Source organism: Rhizobium sp. SU303 (genome assembly GCF_021052345.1).
Classification (GTDB): Bacteria; Pseudomonadota; Alphaproteobacteria; order Rhizobiales; family Rhizobiaceae; genus Rhizobium; species Rhizobium laguerreae.
The window spans coordinates 619,525-636,827 of sequence record NZ_CP088096.1; the positions used below are offsets into that span (position 1 = coordinate 619,525).

19 protein-coding genes and 1 pseudogene are annotated in these 17,303 nt (G+C 60.6%); 11 read left to right on the top strand and 9 right to left on the bottom strand.

The features are described 5' to 3' along the window. Nucleotides 1–76: 76 nt before the first annotated feature. A complete protein-coding gene (locus RlegSU303_RS27535; RefSeq protein WP_131719903.1) occupies nucleotides 77–556 on the top strand; it encodes a hypothetical protein in 480 nt (159 codons plus the stop codon). A gap of 1,288 nt (nucleotides 557–1,844) precedes the next feature. On the opposite strand, the gene RlegSU303_RS27540 is transcribed toward RlegSU303_RS27535, so the two are convergent. The 3 genes from RlegSU303_RS27540 to RlegSU303_RS27550 all read right to left on the bottom strand — a co-directional run bounded on the left by RlegSU303_RS27540 (nucleotide 1,845) and on the right by RlegSU303_RS27550 (nucleotide 3,997). After that, nucleotides 1,845–3,035 (bottom strand): DUF1173 domain-containing protein, encoded by a 1,191-nt coding sequence (locus tag RlegSU303_RS27540; RefSeq protein ID WP_131719902.1) that lies wholly within the window; start codon nucleotides 3,033–3,035, stop codon nucleotides 1,845–1,847. A 289-nt stretch (nucleotides 3,036–3,324) separates the two neighbouring features. Then, the gene (locus RlegSU303_RS27545) at nucleotides 3,325–3,606 is read right to left on the bottom strand and encodes a WGR domain-containing protein (RefSeq protein WP_131719901.1); all 282 of its coding nucleotides are present in this window, start codon (nucleotides 3,604–3,606) and stop codon (nucleotides 3,325–3,327) included. A gap of 178 nt (nucleotides 3,607–3,784) precedes the next feature. Continuing rightward, nucleotides 3,785–3,997 carry a hypothetical protein gene (locus RlegSU303_RS27550; RefSeq protein ID WP_131719900.1) on the bottom strand — a complete coding sequence of 71 codons (213 nt, stop codon included), beginning with the start codon at nucleotides 3,995–3,997 and terminating at the stop codon, nucleotides 3,785–3,787. 231 nt (nucleotides 3,998–4,228) lie between these two features. Between RlegSU303_RS27550 and RlegSU303_RS27555 the strand changes: the two genes are divergently transcribed. The 10 genes and pseudogenes from RlegSU303_RS27555 to RlegSU303_RS27600 all read left to right on the top strand — a co-directional run bounded on the left by RlegSU303_RS27555 (nucleotide 4,229) and on the right by RlegSU303_RS27600 (nucleotide 11,480). Next, entirely contained in the window at nucleotides 4,229–4,552 is a 324-nt protein-coding gene (locus RlegSU303_RS27555; protein WP_131719899.1) for a DUF736 domain-containing protein, read from the top strand. A 340-nt stretch (nucleotides 4,553–4,892) separates the two neighbouring features. Then, nucleotides 4,893–5,060, top strand: coding sequence for a hypothetical protein (locus RlegSU303_RS27560; protein ID WP_017957966.1), 168 nt, complete (start codon nucleotides 4,893–4,895; stop codon nucleotides 5,058–5,060). A 319-nt stretch (nucleotides 5,061–5,379) separates the two neighbouring features. Next, nucleotides 5,380–5,853: pseudogene (locus RlegSU303_RS27565) on the top strand (hypothetical protein); the annotation flags it as partial. A 560-nt stretch (nucleotides 5,854–6,413) separates the two neighbouring features. Then, nucleotides 6,414–7,400 (top strand): hypothetical protein, encoded by a 987-nt coding sequence (locus RlegSU303_RS27570; RefSeq protein ID WP_131719898.1) that lies wholly within the window; start codon nucleotides 6,414–6,416, stop codon nucleotides 7,398–7,400. 74 nt (nucleotides 7,401–7,474) lie between these two features. After that, complete coding sequence (locus RlegSU303_RS27575; protein WP_094087768.1) at nucleotides 7,475–7,723, top strand: PAAR domain-containing protein; 249 nt, start codon at nucleotides 7,475–7,477, stop codon at nucleotides 7,721–7,723. A gap of 465 nt (nucleotides 7,724–8,188) precedes the next feature. Continuing rightward, nucleotides 8,189–9,100: a hypothetical protein gene (locus tag RlegSU303_RS27580; RefSeq protein WP_131719897.1), complete on the top strand. Its 912-nt coding sequence runs from the start codon at nucleotides 8,189–8,191 to the stop codon at nucleotides 9,098–9,100. A 47-nt stretch (nucleotides 9,101–9,147) separates the two neighbouring features. Beyond that, a complete protein-coding gene (locus RlegSU303_RS27585; protein WP_131719896.1) occupies nucleotides 9,148–9,498 on the top strand; it encodes a hypothetical protein in 351 nt (116 codons plus the stop codon). 13 nt (nucleotides 9,499–9,511) lie between these two features. Then, the gene (locus RlegSU303_RS27590) at nucleotides 9,512–10,405 is read left to right on the top strand and encodes a leucine-rich repeat domain-containing protein (RefSeq protein WP_131719895.1); all 894 of its coding nucleotides are present in this window, start codon (nucleotides 9,512–9,514) and stop codon (nucleotides 10,403–10,405) included. 269 nt (nucleotides 10,406–10,674) lie between these two features. Continuing rightward, nucleotides 10,675–11,001, top strand: a complete 327-nt coding sequence (locus RlegSU303_RS27595; RefSeq protein WP_131719894.1) for a hypothetical protein — start codon at nucleotides 10,675–10,677, stop codon at nucleotides 10,999–11,001. Between the two features lie 206 nt (nucleotides 11,002–11,207). Next, complete coding sequence (locus RlegSU303_RS27600; protein WP_231283875.1) at nucleotides 11,208–11,480, top strand: hypothetical protein; 273 nt, start codon at nucleotides 11,208–11,210, stop codon at nucleotides 11,478–11,480. A 153-nt stretch (nucleotides 11,481–11,633) separates the two neighbouring features. On the opposite strand, the gene RlegSU303_RS27605 is transcribed toward RlegSU303_RS27600, so the two are convergent. The 6 genes from RlegSU303_RS27605 to RlegSU303_RS27630 are packed head-to-tail and all read right to left on the bottom strand — an operon-like array spanning nucleotide 11,634 to nucleotide 17,240. Further along, the gene (locus RlegSU303_RS27605; protein WP_131719893.1) at nucleotides 11,634–13,079 is read right to left on the bottom strand and encodes an aldehyde dehydrogenase; all 1,446 of its coding nucleotides are present in this window, start codon (nucleotides 13,077–13,079) and stop codon (nucleotides 11,634–11,636) included. A 23-nt stretch (nucleotides 13,080–13,102) separates the two neighbouring features. Further along, entirely contained in the window at nucleotides 13,103–13,888 is a 786-nt protein-coding gene (locus RlegSU303_RS27610; protein ID WP_131719892.1) for a coniferyl-alcohol dehydrogenase, read from the bottom strand. A 40-nt stretch (nucleotides 13,889–13,928) separates the two neighbouring features. Then, entirely contained in the window at nucleotides 13,929–14,966 is a 1,038-nt protein-coding gene (locus tag RlegSU303_RS27615) for a branched-chain amino acid ABC transporter permease (RefSeq protein ID WP_131708294.1), read from the bottom strand. Next, the gene (locus RlegSU303_RS27620; protein WP_131719891.1) at nucleotides 14,963–15,871 is read right to left on the bottom strand and encodes a branched-chain amino acid ABC transporter permease; all 909 of its coding nucleotides are present in this window, start codon (nucleotides 15,869–15,871) and stop codon (nucleotides 14,963–14,965) included. Before RlegSU303_RS27620 ends, RlegSU303_RS27615 begins: the two co-directional genes overlap by 4 nt. Beyond that, on the bottom strand, nucleotides 15,868–16,596 hold the full coding sequence (locus tag RlegSU303_RS27625; RefSeq protein ID WP_131719890.1) for an ABC transporter ATP-binding protein: 729 nt from the start codon (nucleotides 16,594–16,596) through the stop codon (nucleotides 15,868–15,870). The genes RlegSU303_RS27620 and RlegSU303_RS27625 overlap by 4 nt, the downstream gene beginning before the upstream one ends. Beyond that, entirely contained in the window at nucleotides 16,593–17,240 is a 648-nt protein-coding gene (locus RlegSU303_RS27630) for an ABC transporter ATP-binding protein (RefSeq protein WP_445944758.1), read from the bottom strand. Before RlegSU303_RS27630 ends, RlegSU303_RS27625 begins: the two co-directional genes overlap by 4 nt. Between the last annotated feature and the right edge of the window lie 63 nt (nucleotides 17,241–17,303).

Below are 17,303 nucleotides of genomic sequence, written 5' to 3' on the forward strand. Positions count from 1 at the left end.
ATTGCCTTTTCGGCAGACCGATCCGGCCCTGTAATTTGAAGGCGGCCTGCATGAAATCCAGGGAGATGGGAGAGCGATGCAGAATTGTTTAGGCCTGTTAGCGGCAGGAGTCTTTCTCCTCCAGCCATGCTCCTTCGCCAACGCACAGGCACCGAATGCCCTGGAGAGGGCCATCGGAGATGCGCAGCCATGCAGGTCGTTGAAGACCAAGGTATCGAGCTTCGGTATCAGTGTGGAGGTAGGCGTCGACAAGCTCGATTCGGTGAAGATCGAAAACCTGCAATTGTCGGTCAATGGCAACACCGCGGTGGCGAGCGCCCGCGGCACGCTAGCTTGCAAGACCTCGGACGAAGCGCTGGTAGAAGGAGGGTTTTCAGCGACCGCTGAGGTTCGGCTGAAGGTCGACCTTACGACCTGCAAGATGACCGAGACCTCCATCGAGATCGTGAAGACCGGTGGCCGGTTCGGCGACATCGTCAAAGAACTGGAAACCGAAATCACCGGCGCCCTTCGACGAAGTCTAACGAAGAACTTGGTCAAGCTTTGCGAGAAGTGACAGCAGATTGACGTCGACGGGCCTGCTGGCGGTCGTCGGAGGCAAGAAAAGTGCGGCATCGCACGACTTCTCGACGCTGGGCCGTTCGAGACAGTTGCGGATTGACGCCCCCGGTCGAAACACACTCTGGGCTAGTAACCGCCAACGTCGCCGCGAACTGGGCCAATCCCCTGCGGTTGCGCATAGGTTGTATTGTCAGATCCACTTGTTGCGCATCCAGAGAGTGACATCAAGACGATTGCTGCTGCGGCCAGAATGCTCTTCAGAGGCACGGCGTTCTCCGATCATGGCAGGCTGCCCAGGCCTCAGGGCCACGCCGGGGATTTTCCGTTAAATCGCCCAGAATGGCAAGCGCCTGATCAATTGGCGGTAGGTGGCGGCCTGTGTCTTCAAGCGCCCCACTAACCGGATGGTAGCGCGGCGAGGCATCTTTCCAAAGGCGCTAACATCGATACGCTTGCTGCAAACGCCACGACGGCAACTATCTCCTCCGAAATGAAGAGGTGGGCATATCTTGTTGCCGCGTAGTGGAATCGCGCCAGCTTTATCGTGGCGTCTTGATGGAACGGCTTGCCGGGAGCAGTCGGTCCCGGGTTCCGCTCGTTCCAAGCGGCGCTTTGCTAACCCTCCTGCGGCTGCCCTTTAACCGGTCAAGCCGTGCGCGAACGGGCGCCGGCGAGGACGCGCCTTTGCTTGGTATGCTCATTGTTTGGAGGGGCGCCTTGCCATGGCCCGCACGGCGGCGCCTTAAGCTTGGGCATGCTGCCGCGGTCGCCTGCCACAATGCTGTTTGCGGATTTTCTGTCGCCACGTGGCCAATCGCGAGCCATCCGCTCGGTAGCCCGACAAGTGTTTGCCCACTACAACGATCACGAGCGACGATCACCGGAGGCGACCTTGCAAATGCCGCCGACTGGCTGCGATCTGCCGTGGACGCGACCTTTTCATGCAGGTTCGAGAAAAATCTCGATTAACCGTATATCTCGATTAGTATTGGCGAGGAAAGCGGACGCTGGACCACATACAACCGCTTCGATATCCAGTTCATCAGCATCATTTGGTAAACAAACCACTAAAGGTTTCGCGTGCGCTTTGAAGCAGGCTGGCGTCCACAATAGCAACGATCGACGCCGGATATGTCGACACAGCACCAAATGGAAAAACATTATTTGTCACTGCAGCTATGCGCCAAGGTCGAGCCACACAATACCGACACGGGCGGAGCCTAGTAATTGATATCTCGTTCGATTCCGCCCACATTAGGCGAACCGATGCAAGCTGGTTGCGATCACGGAAGCCGCGGCATTTCCCCCCGCGCGACACGCCAGATCCATGCAGTGATTTCCCGTCTTGCCTCGATCATCTCAGCCAGTATTTTCTCGTAATCTTCGCCGGCGCCGGGAGGCACAATGAACATGGCGACGGGAGCCGGGCGCTGGTCCTGCAGGGTCACCGATACCACCGGGTGCTCCCGCGAGAGATTGAAGCGCAGGCCCTTCACGCTCTTTCGCTTCAGCCTTGAAAGCCGCTCCAGGAGACGTAGCTCATGGATACTCTCGAACGGAATCCAGTTCTCGTTGACCACCATCATGGCGATCTCCTCGATCGAAGCAATCCCCGCGCCTGATATCCCGAAAGTCGCAATCATGATCAGATGGAAGTCCTCGCTCGACCGCCAGAGCTCCAGCTCCGTCTCATATCTGGCGCTGAACCGGTTCCACGTCCGTTCCTCGATTATAAAGCAGAAGGGAAGGTGACGAATGACGATTTTCTGGCCGCCGCGGGAGGCCGTGAACTCTTTCACCTCCGCCACAGTCATCATCAGTTTCCGCGGCCCGGGACTGAAGGTATGGGCAGGAGCCAAGGCTGCCGCCCGGCGCGTTGCTATTCCCTCGCGCTCCTCCTGATGAAACACTTCCGGCACGAACAGAATGTCGCTCAACGGCGCGCCGCGTGCGGTCATTTGCGAGGCCGCGTTCATGAGGCTTGACCGGACGCGACCCCAGCCACGTTTGCCTGTCCATGACGAACGCCATTCCGTCAGTTCGCCGGCTTCCCAGAGATAGTGCAGGACGGCGCGCAACGAGAGCTTCCTTGTCTCATTGCGCAGAGCCGGCTCAGCTGCGTCGGTTGAGGATGCTGGCGTATTGGGAGCGCCTCTCTTTGTCATGGGAAAATCGAGCTTCAGAGCAGCCTTTCCGTTTCCATCGATCTGGATCGCGTTGCCGATCAAAGACCCAAGACCTGATAACTCGTAGGGTGGCTCATAGGACGGACATGCGGGGTCGTGGTCTCGTCCCGAAAGCGGCATGCGCTTGATGACAGGGAGACCGTCGAAGCGTGCAATGTACATCGGAAGCGGCGGCTCTTTGCATCGGCAAAGCGGGCGGAGCTTCTGCGCATAAGCGTGTTCTAGCCTGGCCGGAAGCTCTGGAGCGTCTTCATCGAACGTCTGCTCGCCAATCAAAAACCGTCGCACATCACCCCCATGACCATCTGTCGGGCCGGCTGACCGGCACGTGCAGACATGTAGCATGGAGTTAGGCAATTATACTAGCGCAAAATAACGAGTATAATGTTGCCGGAACGCCGTTCATGGGCAGCATGACCCCTCGCTTGCGCCTGAGTGAGGAAGAGGGGCCGGGAAGGATTCGTCTGACGGGATTTGGAGAGCACCCCGGCACGCCGGTCCTTCCTCGCTCAGTCTTCACACCCTGAAGACGTTACGATCCCTTGCGCGCAGACGATCGCGCTGTGCTGGTGAGCGGTCAGGTCATCACTAACGGCATCGCAGCCTTGGTCGGCCTATAGCCCTTCCGACGCTTCCGGCGAGCAAGATCGAGAAAATGCGCGACGGCTTCCTGTTCGGTCCCGAACACGTCGGTCCTCTCGCCACCACGTCTGCCGATCCGTCCCCAGCTGCGCACGACCGCGGTTTCGCCAAACAAGGTAGGCTGGATCGCGAGCATGTAATAGCGCGCCATGTTGCGGCTCGCATCGATGCGCTGGCAATGGAGGTGGAACGACATTCGGCTCATGCCGGGAATCATTTCCGCCGGGACCGACCTTGTCCAACGAGAGTTTTGAATCCTTTGCAGCCGATGGATTCCGTTTTGTGATGTGTTGGCGCGCCATGGCTTGCGAAGAACGCCCGACGAAGCCGATCCTAGTCACTCGGGCTGGTCCGGATGTTCAAGCCCGGCGCCCGGCGGAACACTGTCGGATCCGTCAGCACGCGCTGGTGGGCGTGTTGGCTAAGCTCACGTATTCGATCTCGGAGCGAACAACTCCACCCGGCAGATGCACCACCTGCAGCGCCGATGCGATCATCGTGTCGGCCCCGTCGGGCGACAAAGGATGATGGAGCAGCCGTGAGCGCATCTCGCTTGCGATGGCCAGGAGCGGCGAGTCTTGGCCGCGAACGGTGGCGAGGCATTTCAAAAGCCGTAGCCTCCTCCCACGCAGAGCCGGACCGGCGGCCATAATGGTTCGTCCGCCCCTCGGCTGCACGAGACCATTCCCGTTCTCCATGTCGCCTTTCTAGGGGCCCGGCCGCCATCAGCGTCAACCCGCAAGGGGTTCCCCTGCGCTGCGCTTCGGTGACACCTGCGGTTCGGTCCCTTCTTCGGGCGCCATCGGGAATGGTCCCGAGCAACCGAAGGAGACAATACCATGGCTACCACGATCGCAACTCTGACCGCAAAGAGCGACGGCAGCTTCGAAGGCATCTTCGCCACCATCCGGGTCAACGCCCCGATCGCCATCGTCCCGAATGCCAACAAGGCGAGCGAGGAAGCTCCCGACTACCGCATCATCCACCGCAAGACCGGCTTTGAGATCGGCGCGGGCTGGAACCGCATCGCCCGCCTGACCGGCGAGGAATATCTCTCGGTGAAGCTGGAAGCGCCGGAGATCGGCGTGATCTTCGGCAACGTCGCACCGGCGCCCGGCGGCGAGCCGAACCGCAAGGTTATCCTCTGGAACAACCCGGCCTGAGCCGCACAGCAGCCGGTCCCGGCAACGGGGCCGGCTCCCAAAATGTCTCTGCCGCGAGCCTTGTTGTTATTCGAGCCGGCAATGGGCATCGAGCCCGTTACCGGCTTTTCCGGTGGCATACGGAGAGGGAGGGTCTGCTCAGTCCGTCCTAGGGTGCCATGGCGGCATGAAGGCCCCAAGGACGATCGGTACCCCCAATTTTGCCTCCGCTCCGGTCCCCTTCACTTCGACAAAATCGGCTCCCCCACTCGCCGGCTCCGCCGGTTGCTTCGCAATCCTTGACCCCTGCATCCCGCCATGGCCGCGGCCGTCGTCTTTCACAAACGTCAAGGAGACGACAATGACCACTTGCATCGACGAAATCATCGCGCTGCTGCAGGCCGAGCTGCGGAACGCCGATCCAGAAGAGCGTCGGCAGATCGAGAACGAACTCGAACTGGCTCTTGCCGAACGCGAGGTGATCTGGGCCGAGCAGGACGGCCGCATCGACGCTGAGCCTCCGTTCTGACGGAGGCTTATCGCTGTGTTCGTGAGCCAGGCCGGCCGGATCGACCGGCCGCCGGGCTACAGGGGTTTCACCCCTCGACACTCCCCGCCGGCTGACGCCGGAAACGGTCGCGACCCCTTTGGGGCCGCGGGTCTCTTCTCTCTCTGACATCCTATTTTACTCCAGCAAATCCGGCGTCAAGGACGGCGCGGTCTCCCCCAATTTTGCCACAAGCGACAAAATCGGTTCCCCCGCTTGCGAGCCGCGTTCCGCGGTCCTTGACCCCTCTTTGCAACAGAGAGTGGCCGATCTCTCTCATCAAGATGAAGGAGATCACATTATGACATCCGACCACAACCTCATGCTCTACACCAAGCTTGCCGGGTTCCGGCTCGTCGTCGTCGCAAACCGCTTCGGCGGCGACACCGATTTCTCGCGAGAGCTTCACGACCGCCTGATTGAAGGGCTCGACGCGGCAATCGCTCGGATCCATTTGATGATGGCATTGGAACGACGTGTTCAAACCGGAGAGGATGAAGTCGCCGAATATCAGCTGCAGGGCGAGACCGAGATATTCGGGCGCTTCACCATCAATCTGCTGGATGATTTGGAGATCGACGACGACACACATGAATACCGCATCAACGGCGGCAACTGGATCAATGCTTTGACGGCCGATGACGGTGGGGTCGAGGTCAAATTTCCGGCATTGGTTCGGTTGACCGACGATGAACTCGGCACACTGGCGTCGATAATTCAGGATATCACGCTAGAAACTGACATCCCCGTTCATGCGGTGCGTGCAATATTCAGCTATAAAGAGATGTCCGATAAGGCCGAGGAGCAGGCGCGCAAGAAATTCTCTGACGAGGGCTATAGCCAGCAGTTGGTTATCCAGAACCCGCAGGGCAACGGCGTCGATCTCATTGGACGTGACCCAACGACCAACAAAATAATTTTTGGGGAGGTCAAGTCTAACGGCGCTATTTTGAGCGAAGATCAATCCTACATGGGTGGGCCGGCTTATGTAAGGGATCGCCTGGACCGTGTTGCGTCCCAAAGTGGCGAGTGGAAGAATGCTACCCCAGCTCAGGTTGCGGACGCGCGGAAGGCCTTGAGATGGTTGGACGAAAGCCCCGACTTCAAAGAAATCAAATATGACGTCGATGCCGACACCGGTGCAGTCACGAATTATCGTGAAAGAGACTGGGACTACGCTCCGGGCGAACGCGAGGCCCGCGTAAAGTGGTATGACGGCGGCGGCGGGCAGGTTACAAGCAAGGGCAAGCCGATCGGTCGGGGAAGCCGCAGTCGTGGTCCTCCGAAAAAATAGATGTGTTCAAGGTGTAGCCAAAGGCAGGGTTTAGGGTGAACATGAATCTGTCAGAAATCAGAAAATACGTTACGGCGGAATTTCCGGAGTGGCTGGTCAAGTACGAGCAAATGCTGGCTAGCTTGGTGCGTAGCGACCTGCAGGAATGGCTCGACGGCGATGACTCCCACGGCAAATCCATCGGCCGATATCTGAGCCAGCTCAGCCTTCTGGAGTTGAAGGCCTTTGTCTTGAGCGCCGTCGAGGGCCATCTGGCATCCGACCGGCTAGCGATGGCGGCACGCCTGTCCGCTCCGCGGCTTCCCTATGCGATCGGCATTCAGCATCTGAACACCAACAGTGCGGCATCCTTTCCCGACTTCGTCAACGGGCTGGCCCTGACGATGACCGTCGGCTGGAAGGACTGGAGCGAGTTGCTTGGCCGGCTTGCGTTGCAGGAACTGGAGAAGGATGCGATCCAGCGCGGCAAGTTCCATGGCGGAGCCCTGGGGCAGGGCGTCACCAGCTTCGGTTTTCCCTATGCGATGATGGATATCGTCGCGGACTGGTTGAAGGCGGACGAGGCCGCGACAATGACCGAGTGGCGCGAGAAGGCTTACGACGAATATGCAGGCGGTTATGGCGGCTGGAGCGAGCTTGTCGAGCACTGGCGGGAGCCGGACGCGGTTGCTTTCCACCGTATCCTCGCCAAGGCGGCCGACTACCACGTCGCACAGAGCAGCGACATGACGACCACCGGCGACAAGCGCAACAAGCGCGAGAAGCATTACGAAATAGAGCCGGATGCCTATTGGGCGTTTCCCGCTCTGCTGCTGATGATCCTGCGCATGCGCGAATGGGAGGGCTTGCAGAACCCCGGCTATCTCAATCACGACCTGTTCCAGATGGGCGTCTTCAAGGAGCTTCCGAAGCCGGTCGCATGGCCTGCCGATGCCCTTTTCGACGCAGTGGACAGAAAGTTCCGTCAGGAATTTCCAGACACGCCCTCTACGGCAGATCTGCCTAGGCTGCGTGCAGAGCAATCCTAGTCATTGCTGTCTTTGCGAAAGGAGGTGAGCCGGTGACGAATGTTTCACTTAAGGGCCACAACCATGTTTGTCCGATGGTCGAACCCGGGCCGAAGCCGCATGTGGGCGGCCCGATCTCGGAAACGCAGACACTGGTGACGGTGGAAGGGGTTCCGGTTGCGGTTGTCGGCGACAAATGCACCTGCGCGGTCGGTGGGCCCGACACGATCAGCGGCGGCTCGTCGATCGTCTTTATCGAAGGCAAGGCGCTTGCCCGCATCGGTGACCCGACGGCCCATGGCGGCCGTGTCGTCGAGGGTCTCGGCTGGTTCACATCCGAATAAATTTAACTGCGCGTGGCCGACAGTACGTCGGGCTGGTCGGCCCGTCACAGTCGGCACAGGGGGAGGGTCGGGTGCGGCGGCTGAGGCAGGGCTCGTTCGACCGCTGCAATGAAGTCAGCTGTTGGCGGTATCTTGGGACGTCGCCTGTTGAAGGATTGGACAATGAATGACGCTCAACATTGGCGGATCGAGCCGAGACTCTGGGAGAGAAGCCTCTTATTCTAAACGAGGAAGTCGTTTTTCCAGCCAATTTCATATTCCTGTTCGAATTCGGAGGGGAAGCTGGAAACGTATACTCGGAGGGCAGTCGAACCGATCGATCCATCATATGGCGATCCGGACCGCGAGAAGGCGGGGTTGATCTCTCCGAGTATAAACCGATGAAAATTTGAGGATGGCGGGGCCTCCGCCTCGACACAATAGGTATACGTGTTTTGACAGCAAAATTTTGTAAGAGATTGAAAAATGCCATCGGTCGCGCAGACGATTAAAGCAAACCTGAACCAAGAGAAGCGCGACATCCGGGACTGGGTCGAGGATTCCTTCAACAAGGAAATTCTCTACGACGAACCGCTTTCTGAAACGATCGAGCCATTCGTTCGTGACGGGAACAGCGAAAAGAAGCTGGTTCCGGATGCGCTCGGTTCCATCGCAAGCTGGCATATGCGGATGGCGATGAACAAGAGCCTTCACGAAGCCCTTTATCCTGCTGACGAGATTGCGAGGTCCGGCATTTACCGGTTCTGGCACTACGAATGTGCGCATGCGGTCATGGAATCGGACGATCCGGCCGGCTACAAATTTCCAATGCGGCCGTTCACTGACGTTTCCACCATGCTGGCGCTTGGTTGGCTGAGCCATGCTAACCGCCTGGCCGAGACGATTTTCGATCGGTGGGACGCACAGACCGACGGTAACGGCGCCGTCGGGTGGAAAAGTCTGCCGCAATATCTGCCATGGCTTTCAGTCAAACTCTACAAGGCGTGGCGGGAGAGCGACGAGACCTACGATCTGGAGCCGGATGACGGAGAAATGGGTGAATTTTCCCCACTGCTCGAAACGCTCTTCGATCCGCGACCCCGTAGATTCGGCGAGGCATTGGCAAAAGCTGCGGAGTTCCATGCATCGGGGTGCGGGACGGATGACTACGACGTCGTCAACGAAGAAGAATTGTGGTTCTTCCCGGTCGAATTGCTGGCCGCATGCCGGCTCCGCCAGCAACGTGGCCTCGATCTCCCGCCGTTGGATTATCCCCTGTTCAACGCCACGCCGCTTTGCCGCTTCCAGAATGCGCTGCCGGTTCCGTTCGACGAAACCTTGGCAAAACTGCTGCCGGCTTACGCTGCCGCGACCAACAAGTTCGATCTGAAAGTCTGAACGGGCAATGGTATGCGATGCCGAATACAACGCGGAATTCGATGAACATGCCGAGTGTCGACTTCCTCGTGGATGGCGAGATTACCGCGCCGGAGGAACAATCGGTCAACAAGGTTGACGTGGGCTCTGAACTCGCCGGCCATGCCAACCGTGCCGTGGCATTCGGTGCGCGACGGCTTCGCATGCAGGGCGACGCCATTGGACAGCCACATGGATGCAGAATTGCTGGACCTTTTAATCATGGATGGCCGGCTCCACGCGAGGATGTGAATTTCAAAAATGATTGCGACTGCTCTGGCGGCGGCAGTGCTGATACAGCTCCACGATATTTGACGCTGGCCGCAAAGCGCCAGGTCTCAAGAAAATGCTACAGCCAGGTAACTGTTGCTTGCCCTTGATAAGGAGAAATAGGTGTCGGAAGTTCTGTTCGAAGCCGATGAGCGAACCATGGACAATTTGATGAGGGGGCCTCATGTCATAGTGCGGACGGCTGCATCCCGATTTGCAAAGAAGGAAGCAGCCTTCAACAAGGAAGGCTTCGAAAAATACGGTGAGCTGATCGACCAATATGAATGTGATGGCTTCTCCATCGAAGTTCAGGATGTCGCCGAGGGGAGGCTGCAGGAATACTTCGCCCCTAGCCTCGATGGTATCAAGAACAAGGATGCCATCGGAAAGATCGGCATTTCCGGATCGGGCGCTTTTGCTAAGGATTTCGATCTCGACAGGTTCAAGCGGTTCGGCAGCGTCAAGGCGATCACAGCCCAAGATGTGCCTTTCGGAGATGTGCTGCCGGACCTGTTTCCGCAACTTGAGGCATGGCTCAATCTCGATTGGAAGGCCAATAAGATCAAAGCGCTGAATGGCAAATGGCCCAACCTCGCCAATCTCTCGCTCCAAGGCTTTTCCGGCTCCCTGTCGATTTTCGAAGGAGCTCCGATCAAGAGGCTTTTCCTGATCGCTTCGACCATCAAGGACGCCGAGGACATTCTGCGCTTCAAGGAGGTCGAAGTTTTGCAGATTTCCTCATGTAAGATTGCAGGCGATGTTTCGGTTCTTTCGCAGCTGAAGAAACTCCGGTCGCTACGGATATATGGGAAGAACAAGCTGGAAGGCTGGGAAAACCTAAAGAATGACATTATGCAAAATCTGGAAATATCTCACCTTCCTTGCAAGTTACCGAAAGAGCGTTTTCCGAAGCTGCGCAACTACGTCATCAATGCCTATCGGCCGCGTGACCCCTTCTATGAAGAAGGTGGCGATCTCGGGAAGCTGGGGCGCGTGTTCAGCAGCATTTTTGATTGAGAGGGCTTTTCCCGACCTGCAGCGCTGCGTGTCTTTTCAGACGCGCGAAGGATGCTGTAGCAATATGCAGTAGGCAAGCGCGAGATGAATCGATGAAGTTGGGTTTCCTCCAATCCATGACGGACACGAGTTCCGCATTGTGGGTTTCCCACACTCTGATCATGCGGCTCGCAGACCTTATCTCGGCGGCGGGCTTCGACGAGACAAAACGGACCACCGCGCATAAGTGACTAGATATCACTGTCTACGTGGACAGTCTGCGAGGCTCGGTGCTGGCCGCGCAACAAGGGATTGCCGCCAGCGCGAACGATCCGGACGTCTTCTTGTATGGCAGGGCGTCCCAGCCTTCCGGATGCAACTGCGTGGAGTATTACGTGCGCCTGCGCTACGAGGCGATCACCGGCGCATCCAACAAGCTCGACCGGTTTCTCGAGATGATCAGAGCGGGGCTTGCTGCGGTTGTCCAAAAGGCCAAGGTGAAGATCATCGCATTGGATCAGTGGGAAGAGATCGCCGCCGCCATCAGAAAAGAGGTGACCAGCGATACTTCGCTGCATTTTAACCGAACGGAAAGCGAGGGAACCGTCGTCGTGTGACGCGGTCGGTTTCTGTTAGCGGGCATTGGATGCCGTGCGCGGCATTAACCGGGATATGAGGCCGCTCAGAGACGGTGGCGGGAAAGCACCGGCTTGACCAAATCGAACGGCGGATGAGCAACTGACGGCTTCACGAGGACTGGGAAATCCATATTGCGATCCCGCTGCGTGGCACCGAAGGTCATCCGCTGATCGCCAAGAATGTCGTGCGATTGCAGATCCGGCCGAACCCGGACTGGCAGTGGGAACTGAATGCGCGTATCGCCGAGCGCGGAGAGTTCTCGGAAAGCGAGAAAAAGACCTACCGGAACGATCTCGGCCTTCTCCTTCTCGGATGCGGAAACCTTGATGCCTTTCCGACATGGCTGAGACAGGTGCGGGAGAAAAACGGCCTGGATTTCGACACCGGCGCCGCCGACATTCGTGTGGGCCGCAAGCGGGCGGCAGCCAAGCTCATCGCCCAATGGCTGGAGAGCTGAACTCGGATCGATCGCAGTCGCGGTTCGCCGCCCACGCCACACCGAAGCTGAAACGTCTCCCTAAGAGCGGTGCGAAATCTCTTTCGCCGGTCTGAGCATAGGCCGTGCCACGACCGAATGGCGTCGTGGCACGGTGACGTCTGTCAAACCAGCTCAGAAGGGATAGTGCTGGGCGGAATCCTCGACCGTGATCCAGCGCAGATCGGTGAATTCGGCGATCGCCGCCTTGCCGCCGAAACGGCCATAGCCGCTGCCCTTGACGCCGCCGAAGGGCATTTGCGCCTCGTCGTGCACAGTCGGGCCATTGATGTGGCAGATGCCGGATTCGATCCGTGCCGCAACGGCCATTGCCCGCTGGACATTCCGGCTGAAGACGGCGGATGACAGGCCGTATTCGCTGTCGTTGGCGATGCGGATTGCTTCTTCCTCACTGGTAACGCGAATGATCGGCTTGACCGGGCCGAAGGATTCTTCCGAGTAGACACGCATCTCGGGCGTGACGTGATCGAGCAGCGTCGCCTCGACCACGGTGCCGGAGCGCTTGCCGCCGGCCACGAGCTTTGCCCCCTTGGCGGTCGCATCGGCAATCAACTCATCCATTTTCTTCGCCGCGTCGAGGCTGATCAGCGAACCGAGAACAACGTGGCCGCGCGGATCGCCGGCCGGGAGCTGGCTGGCGCGGGCGGCCAGTTTGGCGACGAACTGGTCGGCGATCGTCTCGTCGACGATGATGCGTTCTGTCGACATGCAGATCTGGCCCTGGTTCATGAAGGCGCCGAAAATGGCGGCATTGACGGCACCGTCGATATCGGCGTCGTCGAGAATGACCAGCGGCGCCTTGCCGCCGAGCTCGAGGAGGGCGGGTTTGAGATGCCTGCCGCAGGTCTCGGCGATGATCTTGCCGACCTTGGTCGACCCGGTGAAGTTCACGCGCTTGACGGCCGGATGGGCAATCAGCGCGGCGACGATCTCGGGCGCATCCTCCGGCGCGTTGGTGATGACATTGACGACACCCGCCGGCAGGCCGGCTTCGGTCAGTGCCGTCGCGATCAGCCGGTGCGTGCCGGGGCATTGTTCGGATGCCTTGAGGACGACGGTATTGCCGCAGGCGATCGGCATGGCGATGGCGCGGGTGGCGAGGATGACGGGCGCGTTCCAGGGGGCAATCGCCAGGCAGACGCCTGCAGCCTGGCGAACGCCCATGGCGAGCGTGCCGGGTTTGTCGGAAGGGATGATTTCGCCTGATATCTGCGTGGTCATGGCGCCGGCCTCGCGCAGGATGTTGGCAGCGAACATGACATTGAAGCCGGCCCAGGGCGCGGTGGCGCCCGTTTCCTCGATCATCAATTGGGTAAACTCGCCCACCTTGGAATCCAGGATATCGGCGGCCTTCATCAGGATCGCGCGGCGCTGGCCGGGGCCGGTCTTCGACCAGGCGCCGAAGGCGGCGCTGGCGGCATCGACCGCAGCGGCGGCATCCTCCAGGCTTGCCGCGGCGGCGCGGCTTGCGAGCTTCTCGGTGAAGGGATCGATGCGATCATAGGTCCGGCCGCCGGAGGCCGCGCGGTCTGCGCCGTTGATGAGGAGGGAAATATTCATCGGGGGTCTCCTTGGGACAAGAACTAGAAGCCGAGGACTTCGGCGTTGATGGAAGCTTCGAGGCCGCCGTCGACGGCAAGATTGGCGCCGTTGATCCAGCGCGCGCCATCCGAGCAGAGGAAGAGCACGGCGGGTGCGATATCGGCGGAGGTGCCGGCGCGGCCGACGCGGGTGATGTCGCTATCGACCCTGGCGTCGCCGAGCACGGCGCGGAACTGCTTGAGGATCGGCGTTTCCACCGGCCCGGGGCTGACAGCATTCACCCGGATGCCGCGGCTTTTGAACAGCGGCTGGTGAGCGGCGCGCATGGTCCAGAGCAGTAGCAGCTCCTTGGAGAGCGGGTAACCTTCCTCGTCTTTGAGGCCGTGCTCAGTGACGACCGCCGCCACTTCGGGAAAGCCTTCGATACCGGTCAAGGACTTTGCCCGCTCGAGGTTGGCGCGCCAGCCGTAGCCGGCGATCGAGGCGACGTTGACGATGGCGCCGCCTTCGCGCAGGCGGGGCGCCACGGCTTCCGACAGGGCGCGAAGCCCGTAGAAATTGACGGCGAGCGTCGAGACGACGCCGGTGCTGCCGGAGAGGCCGGCGACATTGGCGAGCGCGTCGAGGCGGGCTGGAAGCTGCGCGACGATCTCGGCAACGCCTGATGCCGTGGACAGATCGCCCTTGATGAAGGCGGCACTTCCCCCCACCGGCTCGCGCACATCGACGCCGATGACCTCAGCGCCCATCTGGCCGGCCAGTTCCGCCGTGCGGGCGCCGATGCCGGAAGCCACGCCGGTCACCAGAATTGTTTTACCAAAAAGCATGAACGTCACCTTTCGCAACAGAATCCGGAAGCAAGCCGGCTCATTCTTCCCATTTGATTTTATGCGGACCGGGCAATTTCAGCCGGTAGCCGACGGGCAGAAGTTGAAAATCGAAGCGGCGCTCGATTTCGCCCCAAAGGCCGCGCGGCAGGTAGAGCGAGAAAATCAAGGCGGTGGCGCCGAGGCCGATCAGGTACCAGACGCCGGCTCCGCCGAAGACGGTCTCGATCACGAAGAACAGGATGGCGCCGAGGATCGCGCCTTCGAACTTGCCGATCCCGCCGACCAGCACCATGAAGATCATGTAGGCCGTCCATTGGACGCTGAAATAGGTCTTCGGCTGGAAGGTCGTGGCGGTCGCCAGCCACAGGCCTCCGGCGACCGCGATGCCGAAGGCGGCGAGCACGAAGAGCAGCCTCTTGGTTGCGATCACGCGCACGCCGACCGAGGTTGCCGCCTCCTCATTGTCGCGGATCGCCTGCATGGCTGCACCCGCGCGGCTGCGCATCAGGATGAAAAGAGCGCCGAGCAGGGCGGCCATGGCCGTCAAGGCGAGCCAGTAGATCGTCGCCCGCCGCGTCGCGCCGTCATAGACGTTGAGCGAGATCAGCGAGGTTCCCGTTTCCCCCTGGATCAGCCGGTCGAGGTTGACCAGCAGGTGGGCGAGTTCCGCGATAACCCACATGCCGATCGCGAACTCGCCACCCTTCAGGCGCAGCATGAACAGTGAAAGCGGGATCGACAGCGCGCCGGTCACGATCGCGGCGGCAAACAGCGCGACGAAGGGATTGAGCCCCGCATCCGCCAGGCGGATGGTGAAATAGGCGCCGAGGCCGAAGAACACCTGCTGGCCGACCGAGACGAGCCCGCCGAAACCGGCAAGCGCATTCCACATGGCGGCAAGGATCACGTAAATGAACAGGGCGGTCATCCGGTCGATCGCGCCGGCGCCGAGCACAGCGGGGGCAAACATCAGCAGCGCGAGCACCGCGGCCATGCAGCCAAGCGCCACCCGCGACGACTTCGTCCAGCGTTCTATCGATATTCCGTTGGAGGCAAGGGTCGCGTTGGGGCTCATGTCGGGCTCCGGAGACGGGTGCGCAGGGAGGCGCCAAGTTTGTCGAGAACCGGCATGCCGAACCCGGACAGCCGAATGAAAAGCACCAGCAGGAACACGGCATGGCCGCCGATCAGGAAGCCTTGCGGATGCAATTGCGCGCCGAGCGATTGGGCAAGGCCGAGAACGATGCCGCCGGCAAGTGTGCCCCATAGCGATCCCGCGCCGCCGATGACGGCTGCCTCGAAGGCGAAGAGAAGCTGCGGGCCGCCGGAATAGGCGCTGAAGGTTGCCCGCATCCCGAGAAACGCACCGGCGATCCCGACCGTGACCATGGCGATCGCGGTGGCGACGGCGTTTACCCTGCGGGCATCGATGCCGACCAGCCCCGCCGTATCGGGATCTTCGGCCGTGGCGCGGATCGCGCGGCCAAGCGCAAAGCGGCTGAGGAAGAACTGCAGCCCGCCGAGAATGAGGACTGCCGTCACCATCATCATGACGGCAAGCTTGCCGACGTAGATGTGGCCCGGCAATTGCCAGGAGGCATAGGACAGGTTGCCGATGAAGGGCGCGAGCGAGCGGGTGTCGGCGCCGAACTGCTCGAACAGCAGGTTGTCGATGACGATCGACAGGCCGAAGGTCGTGAGGATCGGCAGCAGCGTGCCGCCGCGGGCGCTGCGTTCCAGAATGAAGCGCTGCAACAGCCAGCCGGCCGCCGCCATGACCGGCAGCACGATCAGCAGGCCGGCGAAAGGCGGAATGCCGGCTTTGGCGGCGAGCAGCCACAGCCCGTAAGCGGCTGCGACCGCCAGGCTGCCATGCGCGAGATTGATGATCCGCATGACCGAGAACATGAAGGACAGGCCGCAGGCGATGACGGCGTAGTAGCCGCCGAGCAGAATGCCCTGGAGCAGGGTGTTGATCACGATGCGCTCCTTTCGCCGGCTGCCCGGTGCAATCCGAAATAGGCCTGGGTGACGTGCTCGCGCGTGACGGCAGCGGCCGGCCGGTCGAGGACGATGCGTCCTTCCAGCATGCAGATGAGACGGCTTGCGACGCTCATGGCGCGGGCGAGATCCTGCTCGACGAGCACGATGGTCGTTCCAGATGTGAGCAGTGCCTGCAGCTGGGCATAGACGCGATCGACGACCAGAGGCGAAAGCCCGAGCGAGACCTCGTCCAGGAGAAGAATATCGGGATTGCTCATCAGCGCCCGGCCGATGGCGGTCGCCTGCTGTTCTCCGCCCGAAAGATGCCCTGTTTTGGCGTGACGACGGGGTTTCAGGTTCGGAAAGGCGTCGAGGACGCGGTCGATGTTCCACTCGCCCTTGCGGCCGGAGCTCTTTCCGAGAAGCAGGTTCTCTTCCACCGTCATCTGTGAAAACAGGCGCCGGCCTTCCGGCACCAGGGCGATGCCCTTGGCGATCCGCTTGTGCGACGGGACGGCGGCCAGATCTTCATCGTCAAGAAGGACGCGACCGGAGGACGGCAGATGGGCGCCGGCGATCGATCTGAGCAGCGTCGTCTTGCCCGCGCCATTTGCGCCGACCAGCGCCAGTACCTCGCCCTTGGCAAGATCGAAGCTGACACCGCGCACTGCTTGGAGCAGGCCGTGGCGGACGTCGAGGTCGCGGATGGAGAGAAGGCTCATGCGGGTGTCCCTCCTAGATAGGCCTTGACCACTTCCGCATCGCTCATGACCATTTTCGGTTCGCCATCGGCGATGATCCTGCCGGCATCCATGCAGATCAGCCGTTCGGCCACCTGCAGGAGGATATGAACGATATGCTCGATCCAGACGATGCCGATGCCGCGGCGGCGCAGTTCCAGGATGGTTTCCACCAGTTCGCTCGCCTCGCCATCCGTCAGGCCGCCGCCGATCTCGTCGAGCAGCATCAGCCTCGGCTGCGTGGCAAGCGCACGGGCAAGCTCCAGGCGTTTGCGGTCCAGCAGGCCGAGCGTGTCGGCGGGGCGGTTGGCGACGGAGAGCATGCCGCAGAGCGAAAGCGAATCCACCACGCGCTCATAGGCCTCGTCGCGGCTTGCGGCATTGCCGTGCGATGCCGCGACGAAGACATTTTCGAAGGTCGTCATGCCGCCGAAGGGCTTGGGAATCTGATGGGTCCGGACGAGCCCGGACCGGCAGCGCTCCGCCGCCGTCCGGCGCGTGACGTCGACGCCGTCGAAGGTGATGCTTCCTTCATTCGGCGGGAAGGCGCCGGCGAGCACGCTGAGCAGGGTCGTCTTGCCGGCGCCGTTCGGCCCGACAATGCCGATTGCCTCGCCATCGCCCATAGAAAAATCCAGATTCTCCAGCACCACCAGCGCGCCGAACCGCTTGTGGATCCCCTTGGCCGA